The organism is Kitasatospora sp. NPDC048540, from assembly GCF_040651175.1.
Classification (GTDB): domain Bacteria; phylum Actinomycetota; class Actinomycetes; order Streptomycetales; family Streptomycetaceae; genus Kitasatospora.
The window spans coordinates 77,254-101,193 of record NZ_JBEZIR010000010.1; the positions used below are offsets into that span (position 1 = coordinate 77,254).

12 protein-coding genes (1 of these 12 only partly in view) are annotated in these 23,940 nt (G+C 70.5%); 4 read left to right on the forward strand and 8 right to left on the reverse strand.

The features are described 5' to 3' along the window. The 3 genes from AB0D08_RS06805 to AB0D08_RS06815 form a co-directional block, all read left to right on the forward strand. On the forward strand, nt 1-14,287 hold the 3' end of the coding sequence (locus AB0D08_RS06805; protein WP_359886621.1) for a DUF6349 family protein. 21,623 nt of this gene lie to the left of the window's left edge; the window shows 14,287 of its 35,910 coding nt (coding positions 21,624-35,910); its start codon lies off the left edge, out of view; the stop codon is at nt 14,285-14,287. 29 nt (nt 14,288-14,316) lie between these two features. Then, on the forward strand, nt 14,317-14,664 hold the full coding sequence (locus AB0D08_RS06810) for a hypothetical protein (RefSeq protein ID WP_359886624.1): 348 nt from the start codon (nt 14,317-14,319) through the stop codon (nt 14,662-14,664). Between the two features lie 261 nt (nt 14,665-14,925). Then, nucleotides 14,926-15,249, forward strand: a complete 324-nt coding sequence (locus tag AB0D08_RS06815) for a hypothetical protein (RefSeq protein WP_359886626.1) — start codon at nt 14,926-14,928, stop codon at nt 15,247-15,249. A gap of 287 nt (nt 15,250-15,536) precedes the next feature. Here the strand turns inward: AB0D08_RS06815 and AB0D08_RS06820 are convergent, their stop codons facing one another. From AB0D08_RS06820 to AB0D08_RS06835, 4 genes are all read right to left on the reverse strand, one after another. Further along, complete coding sequence (locus AB0D08_RS06820; RefSeq protein WP_359886629.1) at nt 15,537-15,830, reverse strand: hypothetical protein; 294 nt, start codon at nt 15,828-15,830, stop codon at nt 15,537-15,539. Nucleotides 15,831-16,511: 681 nt separating this feature from the next. Further along, nucleotides 16,512-17,060 carry a hypothetical protein gene (locus AB0D08_RS06825; RefSeq protein ID WP_359886631.1) on the reverse strand — a complete coding sequence of 183 codons (549 nt, stop codon included), beginning with the start codon at nt 17,058-17,060 and terminating at the stop codon, nt 16,512-16,514. Between the two features lie 336 nt (nt 17,061-17,396). Then, nucleotides 17,397-17,672: a hypothetical protein gene (locus AB0D08_RS06830; protein WP_359886633.1), complete on the reverse strand. Its 276-nt coding sequence runs from the start codon at nt 17,670-17,672 to the stop codon at nt 17,397-17,399. 900 nt (nt 17,673-18,572) lie between these two features. Beyond that, a complete protein-coding gene (locus tag AB0D08_RS06835) occupies nt 18,573-18,770 on the reverse strand; it encodes a hypothetical protein (protein WP_359886636.1) in 198 nt (65 codons plus the stop codon). 82 nt (nt 18,771-18,852) lie between these two features. On the opposite strand from AB0D08_RS06835, the gene AB0D08_RS06840 reads away from it, so the two are divergent. Next, complete coding sequence (locus AB0D08_RS06840; RefSeq protein WP_359886638.1) at nt 18,853-19,224, forward strand: hypothetical protein; 372 nt, start codon at nt 18,853-18,855, stop codon at nt 19,222-19,224. A gap of 304 nt (nt 19,225-19,528) precedes the next feature. On the opposite strand, the gene AB0D08_RS06845 is transcribed toward AB0D08_RS06840, so the two are convergent. The 4 genes from AB0D08_RS06845 to AB0D08_RS06860 all read right to left on the reverse strand — a co-directional run bounded on the left by AB0D08_RS06845 (nt 19,529) and on the right by AB0D08_RS06860 (nt 23,939). Continuing rightward, complete coding sequence (locus AB0D08_RS06845; protein ID WP_359886641.1) at nt 19,529-20,128, reverse strand: hypothetical protein; 600 nt, start codon at nt 20,126-20,128, stop codon at nt 19,529-19,531. Beyond that, nucleotides 20,121-21,920 carry a TraM recognition domain-containing protein gene (locus tag AB0D08_RS06850; protein WP_359886643.1) on the reverse strand — a complete coding sequence of 600 codons (1,800 nt, stop codon included), beginning with the start codon at nt 21,918-21,920 and terminating at the stop codon, nt 20,121-20,123. Before AB0D08_RS06850 ends, AB0D08_RS06845 begins: the two co-directional genes overlap by 8 nt. Then, nucleotides 21,917-22,483: an XF1762 family protein gene (locus AB0D08_RS06855; RefSeq protein WP_359886646.1), complete on the reverse strand. Its 567-nt coding sequence runs from the start codon at nt 22,481-22,483 to the stop codon at nt 21,917-21,919. Before AB0D08_RS06855 ends, AB0D08_RS06850 begins: the two co-directional genes overlap by 4 nt. A 91-nt stretch (nt 22,484-22,574) precedes the next feature. Then, the gene (locus AB0D08_RS06860; RefSeq protein WP_359886647.1) at nt 22,575-23,939 is read right to left on the reverse strand and encodes an ATP/GTP-binding protein; all 1,365 of its coding nucleotides are present in this window, start codon (nt 23,937-23,939) and stop codon (nt 22,575-22,577) included. Nucleotide 23,940 lies beyond the last annotated feature (1 nt).

Here is a 23,940-nt window from a genome sequence, read left to right on the forward strand (position 1 = left end):
CCTCCGGGGCGGTGAGACGGTCCGTGTCCGCGGCCGCGGCGACAGCTACCTCTCCACGCGCATCGGCCCGCTCGCCGGCCGCGAGCATTACGAGAGCTTGACCCCCGGCTTCCCCTTCGTCTTCCCTGCCTCGGCGATCGTCGCGATGCCGGCCGGCACGCCCGTCCCCTACCGGCCGGACACCACATCCGCGAAGCGGCACAAGCGCCAGGCCGCGGCCCTGTCGGCCGGGCAGGAACAGCTCGACTTCGACGGCCCCGAACCGGCGGCCGTACCGGGGCCCGCCGCGGGTGTCCCGCACCCGGTCACCCCAACCGGGCCTGCACGCCCGGCCGCCGTGGCCCTCGCAGAAACGCCCGAGACCTCCCCGAGCACACCGACCGCGGACGACGCTGGTGGTGCCCCGCTGCCGGACGTTGTCCGCATCCAGCGTCACCACGCCAGCGCGGCCGCCATCACCGTCGACGGACTGCGCTTCTCCGCACAGCTCACGCAGGACGGGCACGGCACCACGCAGTGGACCCTGTACCTCGGCGACGCGACCCCCATCGCCACAGCCCCTGACGCCGACGGCCTGGTGCCGGCGGCGGTTCGTCGCGCCGCCGAGCTGTTCGAGCTGCCGCCGGACACCAGCCGCTGGCCGCAAGCGCCGGCCACGGAAGACGAGCACCACGAATGGCATCCCGGCCCCACGCTGCTGTTCACCACCAGCGGCCGGACCTACAGCATCGGCACCGACCAGGCCGTACACATGGCCAGCGCCGACGGCGCCAACCTGGAGGCCGACAGCCGCGAGGAGATGCTGCACGTGCTGCGCCGGCACGCCCTGCCCCGGCGCGGGACCGCGGTCGACTCCCTCCTGGACGAATCCGAAGGCTACGTGCGGCCATTGATGAGCTGGGTGTACATCTCCTTGGACCCCAGCACAGGAGCCAGCGAGTACAGGATCCGCCAATCGGACGGTGCCGGGCTCGTCCCCTCCGGCGGTCCCAGGTACCGCCGGGCGGCAAAGAAGCCCGCAACCGACATCGCCGCCGTGCCCACCGACCGGGCCGAAGCGTTCGCCAGCAGGGAATACCGCATCGTGGGGCCCTGGGAGATCGTCGACTCGACCACGAAGCGAGCGCTCCTCGACTTCCAGCGGCGCACGCAGGCAACGCGGCCTCCGGCGGAGGAGGCCATCGAGCAGGCCGTCACCGTCGAGCCCATCCCCGCGACGCCGAATCGGGCCGCCGTGACGGTGGAGCCGAAGCTGTGGATCGAGCACAACGGATCCCTCACGCGCCTGCACGGCGTCGACGCCAAGGACAAGGAATTCGACCAGGTCCGCAAGGAGGTCGGGGCGTTCAGGCGCGTCACGGCCGACGGCCGACTGCAGTACTGGGAACTGCCGACCACCTGGAAGCAGCGGATCAAGCGCGACGAGCGCGTGACCTGGCTGGCCGAGCGACTTGCCGACCGCGGCCGCGAGATTCCCGTCTACCTCGACGGCGCCGACCGGGCGGCCGCACTCCAACCCGGCGGCCGCCACATCGCCCCGCTCGAACAGCTCACTGCCGACGAACGCCGCCGGCTCGAATCAGCGGCCGTCGACGACCGCGCGCGCCGCTGGTCGCCCGTCGACTTCCAGCCCGGCGACGAGATCCTCCTCGCACGGGGCTGGTGGCAGACCGTCCGCACCGTCCAGACGAACTCCCTCGACACCGGCGACTCCGCCCCCGTCCGACCGGGCTGGGTGATCGCCCGTCGCCGGGCCAGCGTGATCACCACCGCCGACTCGCAGCCCCCCACGGGCCATGCCCGCCCCGGCTCGCTCGACCCGGCCAAGATGACCTCAGCCGAGGTCACCGCCGAACTCGACAACCTCGATCTCCCCGCCGCCGACCCGACGCACGAACCCCTGATCGAACGCAGGCGCGCTCTGCTCGCCCAGCGCGCAGAGCGCCACCGCGGCCTCAACGTCAGCCGCGAGCAGGAACGCGCCCAGCTCCGCCGGTGGATGGCCGCCCCGGAGACCGCACCCCCGCAACTGGTGCGAATCACCGCCGCCGACGGCGTCCTGATCGGCTGCGTCCTGCCGGCCGGCAACGGCTTCCAGGCCGTCGACGTCGACGGTGGCTCCGCGATGGACATGATCTTCGGGACATTGCCGGACGCGGTCGCGGGCGTCCACGAACTGCGCCGGCGCCACGAGGACCGGACACCCGGCGGCTGGAGCTACGTGGGCTGGACGCAGGTCGCCCCGGGCGAGACCGCACGGCTGCCTCAGCCGCAGATCGCCGGCAGGGGCGGCCTCGTCGTCGACCCCGACCGCTGGGGCGAGCCGTTCATCCTGCGCTCTGTCGAACGTGCTGACGACGGCTCCCTGACCGTCACCGGGGAGCGGAACGGACAGCCCTTCACCGAGCACGTTCCCGCCGATACAGCGAACCTCGGCACCTCGCGGCCCGCCGATCCGGTAACCCCGACCGAAGGCGGACGTGACTGGCTCGCCATGCAGGAGAGCGACTTCGGGCCTCCCACGCCGGCTGCCCCGGCAGCTGCGGATCCCCTGGCCGATGACCCCTACGGCACCCCGCCCATCACCGCGGTCGGCGTCGGCGGGGACACACCTGCGGCAGGCGACCCGGTGCCCCCGCAAGGTGAGACACCGCCGGCGGAGGGCCCACAGCCTTCTGCGGTGGCGCCCGCGATCGCTGAAGCGCCCGAGCGATCGGTCCTCACGGAGGACAACCAGGCCGGACAGCTCGGCCTCGACCGGACCACTGAGGTAGATCAACCGATCCCGCCGGACGGCATGTCCCTCGTTGACCACGGCGACAACTCATGGACCGTCACCCGCGGCGACAAGAAGTCCTTCACTGTGGCCCGCGACATCATCACGCAGGGGGAGCCCCTGCACCTGGTGGGGCCGGGCGGTTCGGTCGTCGCCACCTCGACCGATTGGCCGACGATCTTCGACGCCGTCGCGCAAATCCGGACCGAGGGCACGGCCGCAGGCCCCGAGCGGGAGCCCGCGCAGACGGACCTGTTCGCGCGGTCCGACACAACCACCTCCGGCGACGCTGCGACCGTGCAGGCGAGCCTGGAGCCCGGCGAATCCGTCGTGCCGTACGAGCGCCCGCAGAACCCGGATGGCCTTCGGGATCAGCCCCAGGCCGCCGAGGACTGGGTCTTCACCAGCAGGGAGGGCTATGAGTACCGCCTGACGAAGGAGAACAACCGGACCGACATCTGGCGGGTCACCTGGATGCCCTGGTCGTTCTCGGCGTCGAACGGCGGCTACCGGTGGCTCGGAGACAACCCCACCCAGGCCCTGGTGCTGGCCTGGATCCGGCGCGACAGCCAGTCGCAGGCGCTGGCGGCCGGCCGGTGGGAGCGCTGGGGTCACCTGACCAAGCAGGTGCCGTTCTCGCTCACGCTCGAGACCGAGGAGATGGAGCCCGGGGTCATGCGCGTCGCCCGGTTCGGGCGCCAGGCCATCGCCGCTGACTACCCGTGGGGCTGGGAGACCTTCCAGCGCGGCCGACTGGGGGAGAACCCCAACCGGCGCTACAGCGACGGCATCCGCCTCGAGCGCGCAGCCCACGAGTTGACCTACCGCGGCCTGCTCGACGTGCCCGACGACCGCCTCCGCGTCGTCAGCACCTACCGGGAGATGGACGAGCCCTGCGCGGAAGGCGGACCCAAGCACCTCGGGTCCTGCGCATCCAAGGCCAAGGACCAGCGGTTCCTGGTGGAGGTCCTCGACGACAACGGATCGCCGCTGGGCACCGTCGTCATCTGCCACCAGCACCTCGCGCACCGCCTCACCGGCGACGACTCGTACAACCGCGAGACGCCCAGCGTCGCCCACTTGCTCGCCGGCTCGGCCTCCGGGACCTGGGCCGACTGGCAGGACCGGCTCAACACCCTCGTGTGGACTCTCGTCGGCCCGGCCGTCGACGCCGGACAACCCGTCCCCGACGTCAAGGCCGCACTGTACGAGGCCGCCCTTGCCGAAGGCGACACGCACGCCGCCCGGGCCGCCAGGCGGGCCTCCCGCGAGCGCGGAGAGCCCAAGGCCAGGCAGAACCAGGCCGCGGACGCCGCCGTGGCCGAGCGGCAGGCCGACCGGGCCGCCCTGATCGAGCAGGCCGAGGCCGGCGAGAAGCAGTGGCGCGACCGGTTCCGCTCCACACCCGGGCAGGAAACGGCGACCGACGAGGCCGACCACCAGCCGGCCGGTGACACGAACAGTGCCGACGCCCCCGGTACGGCCCAGGGCACCACCACACCCAGTCCCTTCGAGTTCGGCGAGGAAGTCCACGGCCACCAAGGACTTGTCGGCCGGTTCTTCGGCGTGGACGACGCGGGCAGGGCCCACATCCAAACCCAGGACAACGGACTCACCGAGCGACCGGTCGGCGAACTGTGGCGGCCCGGCGAGACCCCCGCACCCCAGCGCTCCCGAGAATCGTGGCCCGCAGCACTTGCCCAGGCCGCCACCACCGAAGGCATCTCCCTCGACGAGGAAGGCGCACGGCTCTCGCACCTCGACGACGGGGCCGGCCACGGACTTGTCACGGACACGGCCGGGAGCATCATCGGCTGGATCCGGGCACGCACCGCATCGGACGGCCGCCGCTACTGGTTCGGCCAGGACGCCCGCGGCGGCGCCCCCTACGAGCTGAAGTGGCACGACGCCATGCCGGACACCGCCGGCATCCCCCAGTTCCGGGCGGCGAAGGCCGCCGCCTACGTTCACCACCGTGACCTTCGCGACGGCAAACGCCCGACACTGCCCGGCGACGCCACCACGGAGCTGAGACTGACCGACGCACGCGTGCGCGAACTCAGCCTCCTGCAGCTTCCCCAGGACCGGGCCGACGCTCCGGGCCCGGTCACATTCCGGCCCGGCGTGTACAACAGGTACAACCTCAGCTCGGCGCAGATGCGCGCCTACGCCGACGCGGCTCGCGAAGCGGCCGCCGCACTCGGCGACGCCACCGCCCAGGAGCGGCGCAGCAAAAAGGTCCTGGATGACCTCGCCCCATGGCTCGCCCGCCAGGCCCACGAGACGGAGGCCCGCCTCGCCACCCTGCCGCGGCCGGGCGAACCCGACCCCTGGGCCACTCCCTACAGCGACAGCCCCCAACCCCACCAGACCGCCGCCACCGAACCCACCGCCCCCGAAACCGTCCAGCCCGCACCGACCACCCGGCCCTCGGAAGGGGACACGGTGAGCGAACCACCCCCGACCCCCAGCGCCACCCACCACATCGGCCGGCCCGGCCAGGCACTCGTACCGCTGCTGGCCGAAGTCGACGCAGCCGACACTGTCGCAACCGCCACCGGCCCCGCACTGCGCATCCTGCTGCGCACCCCGGCCGGCCACTCGATGGCCCTGTTGGACCCCGAGGGCAGCCTCGTCGCCCCTGGCGACCGCGTCCTTGTCAGCGGCATCGTGGCCGAGCACACGATGACCGCCGAAGGACCCCGTACCGAACTCCGCAACGCCCGCCTCGAACTGGAAGCCGACGTACACGAGCGGGCAACGGCCCGACAAGCCGCCCCCACCGGGTGGACCGCCATCACCCACGACAAGATCCCGCCTCGCCTCGCGGCCGGGGACCAGGTCCGCATCATCGACCTGGACAGCCCCTTCGCCCGCATGGACGCGCCGGCCAAGGTCTCCCGGCACTCCCCACGTATGACCCGGGCCGCCGTCCCCGTCTACAGCACGGTGACCGTCGACTCCGTCACCGAACACCCGGCAGGCGACCGCTACACCGGTCACACCCGCCACGGCCGCGAGATCCAGTTCGCAGCCTCGGACATCGCCGCCGTCCTGCCGAAGCACCCAGCGGTCCCCACCAGCCCGGCGGTCCCCCCGGCCATGCCCACAGCGGACGCACTTCCCGAGGCGGAGCAGCAGCCCACCGCCGAGCCCGCCATCGCCGCCCTTGCGCCCGCCGAGCGCCGCCGCCTGCGCGCCCTCCTCACCACCCTCCCCTTCGAACGCCGCACAGCGATATGGGCTGCACACCCCCTGCGGACCGGAGACGACATCCTCATCGGCGACAACGACTGGCAGACCGTCGCCGAGGTCAAGCCCTACCTGCTCCGCACCACCAACGGAGAGTTCCCCGAACTCGCCGCCGTCTACGCCGTCCGCCGCGGCAACGTCATCACCACCGCCGACACCGTGCCGCCCGCGGCAGAACCGGCCGCTGCGCCAAAGCACCCGGTGGAGCCGAGCCTCGACGAGGACGGCCCGTTCACAGACCCGCTGACGGTCCTGCGCACCCACCAGCGCCTCAGCCAGGCGTGGGAGTTCCTCGACGCGCTCATCCGGAAGAACGAGGTCACGACTGAGAAGGCAGCGGAGACCATCCTGGAGAACGACCCGTCGGCCGTCCGCCGGGGTCTGCTTTCCCTTGCGCGAGAAATGAGGAGCCGCCGTTCCTTGGAGACGCTGGTGGCAGCCGCCCGCGTTCTGGCCGGGCATCCGGACGTTGCGACCCGACATGCCGCGCGCAAGGACCTGCGCGACGAGGACCACACCACACGGAGTCGAGCACGGGTGGACACCGGGCACCCGATCAGCTCCGTTCGCAGGGCCGCCCGTGTTGTTCACAGCTACGGCGAACACCTCCTCGGGCGTCTGGGCGCGACACCCGCCAACGAGCTCGCCACACTGTTCAGGCGCTTGGCGACCGGGACCGATGTCGAGGTCCCCGACGGCTGGGCCTTCACCCGGGCCCCCGGTGGACTCGGCGAGGGCCAGAGAGTCCGCATCCAGAACAGCGACGGAAGCTACGCCGTCGTGCGTCTGCAGACGGCCGGGCCAGGCCCCTGGCAGGCCACCGACCTCGTCACCCGGCTGCAGCGGAAGGTCGACCCTTCCTCTGTCGTCGCCCTTCCTGCTGGCACGGTGCCCGAGGACCCCGCGGCAGCCGGCGACGACAACGACCCGGTCGATGTCCTGGAGCGGGCCGCCTCCGGCGCATGGGGCCGAACAATCGCCTCGCTGGCCCTGGGTACGAGCGAGCGGAACGCCGATCCCGACCGCGCCGGGCAAGCTCTCCACCAGCTCGCCGCCGTGCTCCGCTCCTGGGGGGCTGCCGTGCCCGGACCGATCGCCGGGCTCACCCTCGCCGGTGCACAGGCCGAGGGCGCGGACCTTCCGTTCTTCGACGACGTCGAGCAGTTGCGGCGGCACTACGCCGAACTTCCCCTCCCCGACGGACGTGACCGGCGGGCCGCACATCAGCGCCACGAGGAACGGTGCCGCCTCGCCGCCGACGAACGCGTCCGGCTGTCCGACGGCGGCCGCCTGGTCATTCTGCCGGTCGGCGGGAGGCGCGTGAGCGGGCGTGCGACCCGCGGCAGCGACAGCGGCTGGGAGATCCGGCTGCCGTGGTTCCTCGAGAGGCTGACCGTGGTCGGCGCCATCGGCACCCGCGGCCATGCCCAGATGATCGCCGACGCACTGGAGTCGATCACCAAGGCTGACGGCGCGGCGTTCTCCTGGGACGCCCCGGACGTTCACGAGCTCAGCCGGGGGTTCCGCGACCGCGAAGGACGGACCCTCACCGAAGCCATTGTCCACACCATGGCCACCACGCCCGGCCTCGACGAGGACGGCGAGTTCGCCCGAGCCGACCAGCGAGCGGCCCGGCGCGCCCCTGCCCATCCGGACGCGGCCGCGCGGGCGCCACGGCCCACCTCGCAACCTCCCCGGCCGAGCGACGCCGCAGCCCCCGACGGCACGACAGCCCCGACAACGGTGCCCGCAACCGGACCCGCAGTACCCGCACCGGCGGCCATCACCCCTCCCGCACTTGCCCAGGCACCCTGGCGAATCGCCGAAGGGCACCCCTCCGCCGTCCCCGACAGTGTTGACACCGCGACCAGCCACCGACCGAGCGTCGAGACCAACGGGCACGAACACCGCGGTGTCTGCCTGTGCTGCGCCCACCGCGGGCCCGCCCGCAGCGACCAGATGACCGCGGTCGCGGACGCGCTGGACCACGCACACCCCGGCTGGATGTCGACACCCGTCTTCGCCCCGCCGTTCTGGAACGACGCTATCGACCCGCACCGGCGCCTTCGGGACATCGACTCCTGGACTCAGGCCGCCCAGGCCGTCCTTCCCGACGGCTGGATCGCCTCCGGCGGACCGGTCCGGGTCCACGGCGCCGAGCCGGCGGTCAGGCCGCCCGGCGCCGGTGCCGGACGCTACGAGATCATCACTGCCGAGCCGGTCCACATCAGGATCGTCCGCAAGAAGCCGGGCCGAGTGGCACTCACCTTCCCACCGGCACCCGGCCGGACACGACCCGCCGACGCGGAGGCTGCCCGCGCCCTGCTGGCCGCCGCCGACCAGGGCGACGAACAACGCCGCGCCGCCCTGAACACCGCCAGGCAGGCCAAGACGCTCGCCCCGTTGGCCGACGGCATGTTCGGCGTCTTCCAGGCGGACAACGGGTGGAACCTCATCCCCGCAGGCGGCGCACTCACCCCGCTGCCCGCCGCCCTGCGGCGCCTCACCAGTAAGGGCGAGGCGGTCGAGTTCGCCAACCGGCTGGCAATCCTCCTGCACACCTCGCTGCTCGCCGGCGCCAACCCGCCCCTCGACTTCGCCGACCCGCAGTTCGAGGAAGCGCTCGCCCGCCACCTCGCCGACACCGGCGCCCACCCGGAAACCCTGTCGCGCCTGCTGCTGGCCGCCCGCGCCGGCCATGAACGCGACCACCACCGCCACAACGACCGCTTCGTCCGTGAATGGACCCCGTACGAGCACAACCCTGACCGGGCGGCCCCTCAGGAAGGTCACGCCTGGGCTGACGAGCTTGATCAGGGCGACTGGATCTCTATCACCGTTCCCGGACACCCCACTCGCCGAACCGCCCTGGTGCTCGGCTCCACCACAGACCAACTGGGTGCCGTCCACCTCGAACTCGACATCGACGGCACCCCGACCGGCCGCACCGTCGCCCGCAACACCTCCATCGCCCGCACCCCCGCCCCCCATCCCGCTGCCGCGCCGCCGGACCCGGCAGCGGCGGCGCGCCCCGGCCGTCCCGACACCCGTGACGTTCCGCAGACCGCGGACCCGGCCGAGGAACCTGCCCCAGCCCCGGTTGCCGAGCCGACGCTCGAATTGACAACGCCACATCCGGAACCCAAGGCTCCCGACACCGTGGGGAGGCCCGACACCGTCCCTGAACCCGCCCCGGATGCCACCCCTCGCGCAGCACAGCCGACAACGCCGGCAGGCCCGCGAGCGCCGCGGGACCCCGCCGACATCGCCCGAACCGCGATGCTCGCAAGGCTCAGCGAGTACCAGGACGTCTGGGACACCGACCCGGGGATGGCCAGCCTTCTCCGAGGCGCCACCACCGGACCGGACATCGACGGACGGGCCCTGCACCTTGCGATCACCGACACCGCCGACGGGCCGAAGGTGACCGCCCGGCTCGACCACGAACCGGACCAGAACGCCGCGGCCTGGACCGACGTGGAACTCCGAGACGCCAACCCGAACGACCTCCTCACCGCACTGAGCACTGCCCCCGCTGCGACCGGACCCGAACCCGGGCAGCAGGCCTCGGCGTCGCCGGACCCGCAGACCACCGCGCCGCCGGCAGCGCCCACCACCGACCGCCTCCATCAGCTCCTGTCCGCGGCCCAGGACCTCCTCGTCGCCAGCCTCAACTCGGGCAAACGATCCGAGCCCGCGCGCCGCTACCTCGCCAAACGGGGCGTGCCCTCGGACAGCCGCACCGCCGCACACTGGGGGATCGGCTACGCCCCCAGCGGCTCGCGCACCTACCTGACGGACGCGCTGCGCGCCCAGGGCTTCACCGACGCCGAACTCCTCGCGTCCGGCGTCAGCGCGGCCGGCGACCGAGGCCTGTTCGATGTCCTGCGCAACCGTGTGACCTTCCCCATCCTGAGCGTCGACGGCCGCGTGATCGCGTTCACCGGACGGGAACTGCAGGAATCCGACACCAGCCGCAAGTGGGTGAACACCCGCAACACCGCGCTCTACACCAAGGCCGAGATCCTCCTCGGCCTCGGCCACCACCGCCAGGCGCTGGACGAGCGCGGCCCGTTCGTCATCGCGGAAGGCGCCTTCGACCTCCTGGCTGTGGGCGAGGCCCTGCGCCGGGCAGACCGCCCCGCACCCATCCCCGCCGGCCCGTGCGGCACCGCCCTGACCGAGCGACAGGTACAGGTCCTCGCCGCGCTCGACCCGCGACGCGACATCGTTCTCGTCTTCGATCCGGACGAAGCCGGCGACAAGGCACTTCGCTCCGCGTGGGAACTGCTGCGCGGCTGGACGGGGCGCGTCTTCGCGGTCCGCCTGCCCGTGAGCGACGACCCCCGCGTCAAGAACGACCCCGGCCGGATCTTCGAAGAGCAGGGCCCCGAGGCGCTCTACACCCTCATGCACGATCGCCTTCAGCCGGTCCTCGACGCCGTTCTCGACGCCGCTCTCGCGCCGTTGGTCGAGGACCCGACGATGGCATGGAAGGCGACCGAGACGGCCGTCGAGCTGATCCTCGCATCCGGCGACCCGCAGCAGATCTCCTACCAGCTGCCCCGGCTGGCCGTCCTGGGCCTTGATCTGGAGACGCTGGCGGAGGAGATCGAACGCGAGCTGTCCCATCTTCCCGACCAGGCCCTGGCCGAGGCCTCCATGCGCGAACTGCGCGCAGCCCGGGCGGAGCAGGCATCCACCGCGCACCCGGACCGAACCCAGGGGGCGACCGTGACCACACCGGACGCCGCAGCGTCGCCACGGAGCACCGAGCCGGATGCCTCCTCACCCACGGACGAGCAGCCGGCCCCGGTGACGCCGACCGAGCCCGCGGCGCTCGAACCGCCCGCCGCGCCCGAGCCTGCCGTGCCGGCGCCGGTCGGCTCGCCCGGGTGGCTGGAGTACTGGGCCGAGCGCCTGCCCGAGCAACTGCGCACCAGCGTCGCCCCGATGGAACGAGTTCACTTCCTCAACCTGGTCCGGGACCTGGCATCCCGTCTCGGTGAAGGACCGGACCACCTGCCCGGGCTCGAGGAGCGGGTCGTCGAGGCCACGGAGATGTTCGCGCGAGGAGAGGGCGACCGAGCCGTGCGGCACCTGATCGCCGCAGCCGGTGAGCACCCCAGCTACGAGGAGATCGGCCTGTTCCGGCAGATCCTTCACACGGCCGACTCCCGGCAGCAGACCCCGCCACCGGGCGGACACCCCGCGAAGGAGCAACCGAACGTGACAGCACCGTCTCCGGCCGGCCGTCCCGGTCAGCCCGACGACCCGTACCTCCACCTCATGGGCAAACCCGGCGGACCGACCTTCGCCGAAGCCCGCGAACTCGTCGCCGGCGAGCTCAGGCGCACCGACCTGACTCCCGACGAGCGGCTGGCCCTGCAGGAGCGCTGGATCCTCAACGCCTACGGGGAGGACAACGACCACCGCGCGATCCACGGCGATCCCATCAACGGCGTATTCCGAGGTGCGCAGCGCCGCCTGTGGATCGACCGTGGCTTCACCGCCATCGAACCCTCCTCGCTCGTCGCAGGGGCCCCGGCCGGCGAGGATCCCGTGGGCGAGCGACTTGTCCTGGCCCAGCACCTCACCTCACGAGCAGCGCAGGAGGCCAACGCTCACCCCGATGTCGCCGCCGCGTTCCGGGACACGGCGTGGCAACTGCGCCTGGAGGTCACGGGCCGCCCGTCGAACCGGCCCGGTGCCCCCGGTTTCTCTGCCCCTCCCAACGACATGATCACCGAGGCGACCAGGATCCTGCGCAGCACCGCCACCCCCGCCTCACCCCTCGCACTCCAGGCCCGCATGAACCTCACCTACCCCGCGGCCGAGAAGCTCCTGGACGCACTGGAAAGCGCCGGAGTCGTCGGCCCGCTCAGCCCGGACACCGGCCTGCGCACCGTCGTACCAGGATCGGTGCCGGGAGCCGACACAGCCGACGCCCCGTCACGACCGCAGGCGGCAGACCAGGAAGAGACAGATCCGGCACGCCCCGATGGCACCGGGCCGAGCGCGCCTGCGGACCCGGAACCGATCGACCGGCTGACCAACGAGGCCGCCCAGGCGATCACCGAAGCCGCCCACCGCAGCAACAGCGACATCACCGAACGCCTGCAGCAGCTGCGCCAGGAGATCGCCGAACTCCGGACCCACGTCGAGCAGATGTTCAGCCCCGAGGACGCCGCCGCCACCGAGACCGACACGCGCCCCGACAGCCCGGAAGCCCTCCGGCCGGCGATCCACGCGGCCGAACGCGACGCCGCCTGGTACCTGACCATGCCCGAATGGCTCAAGATCCAGAGCATCCACGCCGCAGCCCTCAACGCCTGGTCCACGATCACCGAATTCCAGCAGCACAGCCCCGATGAACACCTCGAACGCCTCGCCCGGGCCGTGACCGCCTACGCCGCCCAAGGCATCGCCAACGCCGCGTTCGGTCTCAGCAACAAACTCGCCGCCCGCGGCGAAAGCGGATCCCCGGCCTGGACAGCCCTGCGCAACCTCTACCGCGCCGCGGACGGCCTGCGAGCCCGCGTCCTCGGCCGCCAGCCCACCCCCGACGCCGCGCAGGAACAGTCCGGCATCGAAGCGGACCTCCAGCAATTCGCCAAGGACCAGCGAACCCAACGCCGCCAAGCCGCTGCCGATGCCCCAGCGGCCCGACGGGAAGCCCCCGAACCGGCCCAAGGCCCGGAGGCCGCCAACAACGGGGAACTCACCTGGCTCCGACGAGCCGCCGCAGGAATCGGCACCTGGCTGACGGACACGGACCGGCTGCTCGGCCGCGCCGGAACCCGGCCGTGGAACGGCATCATGTCCCTCTGGAACCGCATGGCCGACGCCCTCCAGGCCGCCGTCGACACAGGAAACCGGTTCGCGACCGACCTGCAGTCGGTAGGACTGCTCAAGACCCTCTGGCTCCGTGCCGTCGAGAAGCTCAGCGACCTCCTCAGCGACTTCGCCGCCCGCCACACCAGCGGCGACAAGCCGCCCGCCCGCAGTGCCGAGCTGGCCCGCGGCGCCCGCCACCGCCTCGAAGAGCACCGCGAGCACCTGCGCGGAACCCTGCCGCGCGACGGGTACCGGCCCGAGGGCTACTACGACGACACCTCCTTCCTCAGCCGCTCCCGCGCCTCCCAGACCCTGCGCACCGAGCGACGCGCGATCACCCAGGACCTCGCGAAGCCGAACCTCGCCCCGCACGAACGCCTCGCCCTCCAGGAACGCTGGATCCTGAACGCCCACCGCGACGACACACTGACCCAGGAACACAACCCCGCCAGCGCAGCGGCGAACCCGGACCGGCAGAGCCGACTCCCGCTCCCCACCCACGCCGCGCTCCGCGAACCCTCCGAATTCGTCGCAGGATCCCGACCCACCCCCGACCCCATCACCGCCCGCGCCGACCTCGCCCGACACCTGGAGACCCGGGCCGGCCATCTGCGCCGCATCAACCCGGCAACGGCCCGGCTCTTCCGCGAGGTCGCACACGGCCTGCGACTGGAGATCACCGGCCGGCCCCGAGCACTCCCGGACGGCAACGCACTCGACCTCGACGGAATCCGGGCCGCCGCCCGCATCCTTGCGGAAGGCGCACCCGCCTCCCCGCTGCTGCTCCGCGACCGGCTCGACATCCCTTACGCCGACGCGGAGCGTGCCCTGCAGACCCTCGAGTCGCTCGGCATCGTCGGCCCCGTCCCCGCCACGGGGAAGGGAGATGCCGCACTCCGGCCGACCCTCATCGGGCCGGACCAGATCGCGGGCCTCGACCGGCGGCTCGCCGCGACCGGGCAGGCACCCGCCCGACAGCGCTCGCCCCGGCCGCCCGCCCGCACGACGCCGCTCACGGACATGACGTCGGCCGAGATCCGCGTCACCCTGAACGCCTACGCCGAGGAACATCTGCGCCGCGAGGGGCCGGACACCCCGAACGGCAAGATCACGCAAAGCCTCCTGACCTCTCTGGGGACCGCCGGGCCGGTGCCGGTCAGGCGTAACACCCAGGGCCGGGCAGCCGCTCCGGCAGTCCTGGACTCCCTGCGGAGAGTGGCGGTGTCCAGCCCGGCGGAGCAGGATTCCGCCGTGCTGCGCGAGCTCGTGGCAGGCGCGATCCAGGGCGTGGCTACAGGCCTGGCACCGCGGCCCCGGGCCGGCGCCCCGAAGGCGACGGGTTCGCTCAAGGCCGGAGCGCGCGCGGCACAGCAGGCGCAGAAGCCGCAGCGGCCAGCCACCGCACGGCGGGGTCCCGCATGACGGTTCCGGCGAACAGGGATGCCCGGGCGATGGCAGGGCAGCTGAGCACACGGGACCTCAGCGAGCAACGTGCCCGGCTGATGGCTGCACTTCTCGAGCACCAGAGGCACCTGAACCGAACCATCGCACAGGGCGACGGGCTCCAACGCCCGGTCGGCCTCCAGCGGCACCGTGAGGGAATGGACCTCCTGGCCGCGCAACTGCGATCGATCACCGCAGAGATCGAGGGGCGCACCGCCGCTGCAGCCGGCAACCCGGCACCGAGGCCGCGGATGCTGCGAGGACAGCTCGCCGAGCGCCAAAACGCGCAGACGTGGCACCACCGGCGCCAGCCGCTCGGCGACCGAACCCAGGGGGAGCAGCGCGGCACGGCATGAACCCCCGGTGCCACGGCCCGGTACCCACGCCCTGCCGGCAGGGAGCACGCACATGACCAGCGAACACGGGAGCGCCGTACCACGCCTCGAGACCTTGACGTTGTGGCCGCCTGCCTCGCCGCGTGGGAACAGCGGCCCTGTCGGAGGGCAACGTCAACCGGATCCAATTTGGCAGCCTAAAGGTTGTCCCGTATTGAGATCTTGGGCTGTGTGCCGTCGTGGGTCTGGACATGCTGCGCACGCCGGAGGACGCTTTCGATCATGGAGTCCGACGAGTTGTTGTCCGAGGAAGAGCTGTCCGCGATCGAACAGCGCGTTGCCGCCGCCACCCCGGGGCCGTGGGTCGGCTGGATGGAGAGTCGGCACGGGATCGGCGGCACGAGTTTCATCCAGCTTCGCGCTGAGGCGGAGGAGGACGACGAGAACTACCTGACTCACGCCATCGGCGGTCGCGAAGTCGTCGGGGCGGACGCCCAGACCGACGTGGACATCGAGTTCATCGCCGGCGCGCGCCAAGACGTGCCGCGTATGGTCAACGAGATCAGGCGGCTGCGGGCTGCCCTGGCGGGGAGCGAATCCGGCTGACTGACAAGAGCGTCGGACTCAGGGATCTGGCCTCGGCGTTTGTAGTGGGATCGGCGGGCGTGGGCCTGGCTGCGTCGTCGGAAGCGTGACCAATGCAGATGGTGCTCGTTGGTCCGGTGTCGGGCCTGACGAGGTGGCTCATGAGCCGGCGGATCTCCGGCACTCTCAGGGATATGAGCTCGTATTCGTCGTCGGGAGCCGACCGCCCCGCGATCTCTCAGACTTGGCGGCTCCGCCGCCCGAGCCCCGGCGCGCCGCTCGGAGCCCGAGCCAGCCGACGCGGCTGGTCACCCAGCCGAGCCGCAGGGGATCTCGCACAATCCCGTCCCGTCGTCGAACACGACCCAGCATCCGCACCCGTCGGGCGAACAGACGATCTCGATGTCGGTGGCCGCAGCGTTCCTGGTCGACCTGGTGGGGGCGAACTTCAGGGTCGTCCCGCCGTCGAAGTCCATCTCCAGCGTCCGGCCCATGATCAGGGCCATCTCGTGCAGACGCCCGCGGATCTCCTCGGAGAGCCGCTGCATCCGCTCCTGGTCGCTTGGGGCCAGCATCCGCTGCTTCGTTGCAAGGTCGGTCATGGCTTCCCCAACTCCTCTGTTCGATAGGGATCGTGCATCGAGTCCACCACGCTGGACGACCAACACGCCTGATTCGGCCGATGGTGGGTCAGCCGCGTGACCCTGCCAGCAAAGGACGGTTCGCGTGCGCCTCTCGCCGTGGCGTCATTGCCCGAGGCCCGAGTAGTGACCCGGGCTCGTACGAGCCCGCGCCGGACACCCAGCCAGCAGGCCGGTGCGGGCCTAAGGACATCGACGGATTCGCCGCCCAGTCAGGAGCGGTGCCACCCGGAGCCACCGGGCTTCACCTCGAACATAGCCCACTGCGTCTCCGCCCTGATTGCGCTCGGCCTGCTCCCCGCACCGCACTTACCGAACGCCGGTCGACCGCCAGAGGCCCCGCACACGGTCCCTACTCCGGCGAACGCCACCCTTTTCAGACCAGTCGGACAATGCCACCGGACAGCCCCGGGTGGGGAGGAAGTGCCCGCCACCTTGGCCATCGGATCCTCGGACACAGACTGCCACCGGCCAGGGTATACGCCGTGGCTCACGGCCACCGGCTGATCCTCGCTTGTCGACACAACTGAAGATGATCAACGGTGGACCGACGACCAGACCATTCTCAACCCACCATTTCCCGGCGGCCTGCCGCCACTCTTCCTTACGCCTTGAGGTGCGACCGGGGTAAGTCAACGAACTTCAAGCTTCAAGGGTGGCTGGCCTGCAGCATCCATAGCCGGGCACCATCTCATATTCATGGCTGACGCGCCAGCCGGTCCAGGAAGCTAGGGGCGTAATCTCTCGATTGCATCCTGGACAAACGGCGACTTGCACAGGGTTAACGCGAATTACAGAAGCAGTTTCCAGCGCCAAAACCTCCGCCAGCGCCTCCCTTCCATGTTCGCGAATCCCCTGTTGTACGAACTCAAATGCGCCGTACGTAGAACCACATGTGCACTGAATCCTGTTTGAGTAGAGTGTCCCAGTTTCCTGAATCCCAAGTTCGGAATGAATCTGAGCCTTCTCTTCGGGCGATACAGGCTCCAGCCCTCTCTCTCTGATTCGCCTGGGGGTCCAGTACCACTCTCTGATTATGGCAGCTTGTGCACGGGAAACATAAAACGTTGCGGATCTACCGCTCATTGCCACCTGCTGCACGGCTGCAACGATGCCACTATCGTCTGCCGATATTACGGCCTTGCCGCTGCCGATGATGGCATCAATGGAATCCAGTGAGAGCTTCTTCATGGCGCACCCTTACTGAGGGCGAAGGTGAAATCGGTCGCATTTCTGGCGGTTCGGCGCCCTCCGGTGGAGCATTGAACAATCGCCGGTAATCTGGGTGAGTCGCGAGCGGCTTCGAGGAGGGCGGCCGAGATACGGCCTGGGATAGCGGAGTCCCGCTGCAGTGGTCGCGGTCAGCAGGTGCAGCGCAGTGGAGGCATACGGACGCCCCAGCTGCCGAGCAGATCACCGGATGCCTCAAACGAAATGGCGCCAACGCCGATCACGGCCTTCCGTGCTGAAGACCGCCTCTGTGCGGTGAAGGCGGCATCTCAGCTGAGCCCGTAACGGTAAAGGGCGCTACTCGTCATCGATGGTGAGGTCTTCTAGTTTGCAGGGCCGACAGATTCCGGGCGGATCTTCGTAGACTCCACATCCTGCATCATCGATGAAGACGACTTTCGTATTGTCGAAATGGAACCTCGCATTCCTAGGGCGACACTTGCTCTTCTCGCCGCGGACATGCCTCACGGTAAGCTCGTGAATCTGCCGCAGATTGGCATCCACCTCCCGCATCAACGCACGTAACTGTTCAAGCTCCTTTCCTTCGAGCTGGATGGGTTCCGGTGTGGCCATCTTGAAATCCTCTCCTGGTAGGTACCGATCCGGATGCTCTCAATCGAGTGCATTCGACACTCAGGGTCCCACGGCTGATAGCTGACGACCAGATCAGCACCTCCAAACGGGGCACAGCGCCCGCGGCGCGCCGAGCCCGGGCCGCTCGAACAGCGCCTCCAGCGTGGCTCGCTTACGCGCATACGGCAGCCGGGTGCAGCCGACACCGTCCAGGCGCAGCAGGTCGAAGACGACGACGTGGGCGGGGTAGCGGCGGGCCGCGTTCGCGGAGCGGGTGGCAGTGAGGCGCGCGGGGCTGGCCGAAGGCGAGGCGGCTGGCCTGTGGGTCGCAGGGTGGGTGGTCGAAGACCAGGAGTTCGCCGTCGAGGATGGTGTCGGCGGGTAGCAGGCGGGAGGCGTCTGCGATGTCGGGGAAGGACTGGTTGAAGTTCCATCCTGCGGTTGGACACCTGGAGACTGGGACGTGTGAGCCCGGAGGAAGCGGTTTCAGGTGGGAAGCAACAGCAACATGAGTAATCGGTACACGGCGGAGTTCAAGAGGGACGCTGTCGCGCTCGTCCGTCTTCTCCGCACCGGAACGTCACCGAGATCGCCCGGGAGCTCGGGGTCAGCCCGGAGGGGCTGCGAGGCTGAGTCAAGCAGGACCGCACCGACCGGGGTGAGGGCCAGCCCGCCCGGCTTCGCCGGCAGAACCTGGAGCAGCAGAAGACGATTGAGATCCTTCGCAAGGCGGCCGCCTATTTCGCGGCCGAGGCGAATCGGTGATCCGCTTCCGTCTCGTTGAGGACCACCACGGCGCCTTCGTCACTCGGACCGCGGCAGCGAATATACGTCAGGTGAATTCCGCAGCGAGATAGGCAAGTTGGACATCAGGCAGGCGATGGGGCGAGTCGGCTCCTGTTACGATAACGCCGCTGCCGAGAGCTTCTTCGCCGTACTGAAGGAGGAGATCGGCACCCGGATCTTGCCGGACCGCGCCAGCGCGCGGAGGTCTTCGTATTCATCGAGACCTTCTACAACCGCAAGCGTCTGCGCAGGCATCCCGAGTGGGACTACCTCACGCCAATCGAGATCCGCCAGCGACACGAGCAAGGCCATACCCTCGCGGCGTAGACAGAGAGTGTCCGAATCGAGGGTGGAACTTCACCTCGGTGTCGGACGCGGGTGATAGACAGTCGCCATGGCTAAGTTCATGGTGTTCGTCGAGGGTGAAGCGGACGAATGGCGAGTCGACCGCGAGGCACTGACGGCGGAGATCCGGGGCAGATGGGTGGGCGTCGAGATCGACTCAACGCACCACAGCGAGGCGCGGAGTTTCTGCTGGGCCTTCGAGACGGAGGATGGTTCGGACGAGGCGTATCTGCATGAGGACGGCACCTGCCTCTATTTGGATCTTTGCCACGATGACGCTGTGTGGTTGGCAGTCATGTTTCGTCGGCTCGCTCCGGCAGGTCTCGACCTCGTGTTCTGCGACGAGGGATACAACTTCGATGTCCGGCTCCGGTCCGATGCCACCGACGCCGAGCTGATCATGCTGATGACGGAAGCCTGATCTCACCCGGGCCCGTTGGCCCGGCCGCGGCGGTTGAGTTCGCGGCGGAGGTCGAGGTTCTCGCCGTGGGCTTGTTTCAGCGCATTCCGCAGGGCTTGGACCTCGTGGCGGTGCTGCTGCGTCAGCCGGGTGATCTGGCTGGTCAGCGCGAGGACGAGGGTGCTGTCCGATTCGCCGGGGTGGTCGGTGCAGGGATCGGCCGCGGGTGGGCCCGCAGGCGTTCGATGCGTTCGCGCGGGTCGGGGTGGTTGTAGAGGAAGGCGTGGGAGACGCCGGCCTCGCGACTCCCTGCCCCGCGGGGCCGTCAGCCTAGGCCCTGTGGTGGCTCTGGAATGCCGCCCGGCGGGTCGGGCTCTCGGTCGCCGGGTGGGCCGGCCGCCAGGAGCTGATCGCGGTAGGCAGCATCGGTTCCGAAGGGGACCCGGGACTTCGGCTCGTGGAAGCCGTTGACGCACCCACCCAGCCAGTTCCGGTTGATCCGTTCCACGGCCCGGGCCAGGGCGTCCTGCCACAGGTACGGGGACGCGCCGACATCCTCCTCCGACGCGTACGCGGAGGCGTGGGACGTCCACAGAGCAGTGAGCTCCTCCACGACGGACGCATGCTGCCACCAGCACTGCCGCGGCAGCTGTTCGGTCGTCAGCTCGTAGGCATCGGCGAGCCAGAGCACCCACGCCACGAACTCGGGCCACAGCAACGCCCTCTGCTCGTCGCCCATCGACCGCCACAGCACCGGGGCGCCGGCGGCGCGATCCGACGGGCCGCCCCCGGAGGCATCCCCGCCCGGCCCGCCGCCGACGGCCGGCTGGCGCTCCTCGAGCGTGGCCAGACGGACCGTGATGGACGTCAGCTCGGCGTTGATCGATGCGAGTTCGTCGAACAACGGCTCCAAGGGATCAGGCATCGGGAACCACCTCCGGGTTGACCATCGCGAGTGCCTCCTTGGTCGCCGCGGCGATCTCCGCCGCCCGCGGACCCTCGTGCGCACGGACGAACCGGACCCGGGTCGCCGCGGTGCGCCGGTGCACCAGCAGGCCCATCCGCTCCTCGAGCATGCGGATGTCGCTGGGCTCCAGCGCCGCCCTGCGCCGCACCGACAGGGAGGAGGAGACCCGGTCGCCGTCGTCGGACACGGACTCGGTGTCCTCGTCGAACTCCCCGACGAGCGCCGAGTACGACTTCAGCTCCTGCTCGTCGCTGACACCACCGAGGATGATCTTCGCGGTGGCGGATCCGAACAGCTTGCGCACCCCGGTCTGGCCCCAGCGTTCCTCCGCCTGGGCCAGGTTCTGCAGGACCGCGGCGACGAAGATGTTCTGCGAACCGCTGACGGACATGAAGCTCGGGATCTGCGGGAGCGGCGCCACATTCGCCAGCTCGTCCAGGAAACACCCCAGCGGCGGGTCGAGCCGGCCGTTGGGCATCCGAGCGGCGACCTTCTTCGCGGTGTCGAGAATCGCCTGCACGAACGTCGCAAGGACCGGCGCCAGCGCGCTGCCCTCCTCCTCGTCCCCGATCAGGAACAGCGTGCCGCCACCACGCAGCCACGCCTCGATGTCGAAGTTCCCCTGCTGCGGCGCGAAGATCCCCGCCACCCGCTCGTCGTACAGCGCGATGAAGCTCTGCTCCGCAGTGCGCCACGACGCGCTCCGCTCCTCCGGCGCAGCCGCATGCTGCGCCGCCAGCGCCCTGGACAGTTCGACCTTGCCCTGCCGGGCGAGGATGTCGACCGCTTCCCGCTCCGCCGGCGAGGTCGCCCACTTCAGGATGTCCAGGGCATTGCGCCCTTCCAGGGCAGCCGCGTGCAGCCAGCAGGTGATGAGCATCTTCGCGTTCATGACGAAGTACCCGCCGTTCTTGGTGCCCTCGTCACTCTTGGTGGATGCCGTCAGGGTCTCGGCCCGCCGCCTGGCGGTCTGGAAGTCCTCGCAGCCGTCGGTCAGCGGCCATGCGAGCTGGAACGGCCAGTTGGACAGCCCGGTCGCGTCCAGCGCCATGACCGTGCCGAACCGCTCACGGAGCTTCGCCGTGGAGAAGAGCACGTCCGTCTTGGACGACGTCGCGAGGACTGTGCCCGGGAACTCGAGGATCGCCGGCAGGATGAACTGGCTGGTCTTGCCCTCGCGCGGCGGCGCGACCAGCAGCAGGCTCTCCTCGATCGTCAGCCACAGCGGCAACTGCGCCGGGTCGGCGGTGCCGCAGAACACCGCGACCTCCCGGACGTCGACCGTGCCGGGCGCCGCCTTGGCGAGGCTCGGCCGCAGGGACGGCACCCGGGCCAGCGCCTTCGCCTCGCTCATCGCGTTCTCGAGCTGTCTGCGGGTGGCGAGGCCGTCGGCGCCGTCCGAGCGGCGGCGTTGCCAGCGCAGCCACAGAGCCTTGGAGAGGTGGTAGGCCCCGGTGCATTCTCCGGCGAACAAACCCCAGAAGGGCACCGGTCCGCCGACGCCGGATCCCCTCGGGAAGGCAGCAGCGGGTTCGGTGAAGTGGATGAAGACGCCGACGCAGGCCGCGCCGGCCTGGGTCCAGGTGACGCCGGCCGGCCGGCGGTGAGCGGGGAGGCCGGACAGGACGGCCGCCAGCCACACGAGTGCGGCCAGGACCACGAGCGCGAAGATGAGACTGATCCACCAGGCGTCCCGGCCCAGGCGCAGCCGGGTGGCGGATATCGGCGAGGCGACCTTGTTCATGCTCATGCGCCACCCCCTGGATGCCCTGCGACGGGCGTGGGCTCCGAACCGTTGCCGCCTGTTCCTTCGGCTGCTTCATCGACCGACGCATCGTGCGCCGCTGCTCCATCGGGGCTCTGCCAGGGTGCCTGCCACAGCGTCCGGGCGGTGAACGCGGCGCCGCCGGCTGTACGACGCCGTCGCGGCGTGTCCCAGCCGGCGCGAGGCCGACGCTGGGCGACGACCCTCCAGCCGGCGCCTCGCAGGCTTGCTCCGGTCTCGCCCTCCTGGGTGTAGGTGACCAGCCGTGCGTAGCCGAGTGCCTTCGCGGCGCGCCATGCGGCTCCGTACAGCAGCGAGTTCGCGTTGCGGACCCCGTCGCTGCAGGTTCGCGTGACCTCGAGCGTCACACCGTCGTCGAGATGACGGGCCACGGGTCGGCCGACGATCGCGACCGCGCGCAGCACGCCCGATCCGTCGGCCGCCCCGAGCGCGAACACCTGGCCCGCGGGCGGCCGGTGGTGGCGGTGGTGTCTCAGGACGAAGGCCTTCGCCTCGCGGGACCGGACCGGCACCAGGTGAAGACTCATGCCCCACCCCGTCCGGCCGGCAGAAGCCGCCGCCTCACCGCTCGTACGCGTGGGGAGAAGGCCTGGGGGCCCGCGAACGCGGGTCGGTCGGTCATCGGGACTCCGTCCGCGGGTTCATGGCGATCAGGGGTGCTGCGTTCGCGAACTCTCGGGGCTTCTCGCTCATCCTGCTGTTGGTGTTGGTCAGCCGGATCTCGGCGCTGGAGCGGATGTGCTGGACCAGCGAGATACGGCCGCCGACCTGCCATACAGCGCGTCCGGGCGCGCAGACGTTGGCCCCGTCCGCGATGGCCTCGCGGGCCCAGGCGGGCAGCTGCAGGTATTCGGCCGTGGCGTCGGCGTCCGCCTTGTCGAGGTGGTAGAGCACCCGGGTGGCGGTGAGTTTGAGGATGGCCATCGCCTCGGGCGACTCGTCGACGTCCACGTCGCTCAGGTGATGGATCACTGCCATGAACGACAGGCCCAGACGGCGGCCGTATCGGACGAACTCCTCGAACAACCGGGCCACCGGGCGGTGGCTGAGGATGTGCCAGGCCTCCTCGACGATCAGTGTGCGCTTGGTGCGGTCGTGCGGGCGGATCCAGCCGAACCGCAGCCACGGACCGATCACCGACATCAGCAGCGGCATCGCCATGCCCTCGCGCGGCAGACGGGTCAGGTCGAAGACGATCAGCCGGGCCTCGAGGTCGATGCCGTCGGTCGTCGGCCCGTCGAACAGGCCGGCCAGGTCCCGGGTGGGGGAGCACAGCTCGTCCATGGCCAGCGACGCCGGGCGTCCCCACCGGCCGAGCTCCGCAGCGGTGACAGACTTCTTTCCCAGGCCGGCCGGCTGCGGGGCGGTGAGCGCGTTCAGCACGTCGGACAGCACCGGCACCCGGCCTGCGGCCGCGGCCGCCGTGACGGCGACCTGGTGCGCGACCGAGAGGGCGAAGCGGGTCTCCGCGTTCATCTCCCCGTCGATGATCTCGATCATCGAACAGAGGATCTTGAACTGGTGCTCGGGCGGGATCCGGGGGTCGAGCGGGTTGATCCGCACCGCGCCGTCCTCGGCGCCGCCGCCGTAGACCAGGCGGATCGGCTTGATGCCCAGCTCCCGGGCGATCGCGTCCCACTCGCCCACGCCGTCCTCTCCCTGCGCGTCGAGGACCGCGAACGAGCGGTCCTGAAACCGCAGCTGCCGCAGGACGTAGCACTTCTCCAGAGCGCTCTTGCCGTAGCCGCTCTTGCCGAGGATGAGGATGTGGCCGCTGGGAAGCCGCTCGCGCGCGGATGGATCGTAGAGCACGAACGGGTCGTAGATGAACGCCTTTCCGCTGTACATCTCCCGTCCGATGATCACACCCCTTGGGTCGCCGGTCGGCGCGCCGACCGCGGGGTAGAGGCCGCAGGCCTGCGCGGTGGTCGTCCTCAAGGCCCGGCGGCGGGTCTGCCGCTGGGTCCGGAGCATCTCGAGCATC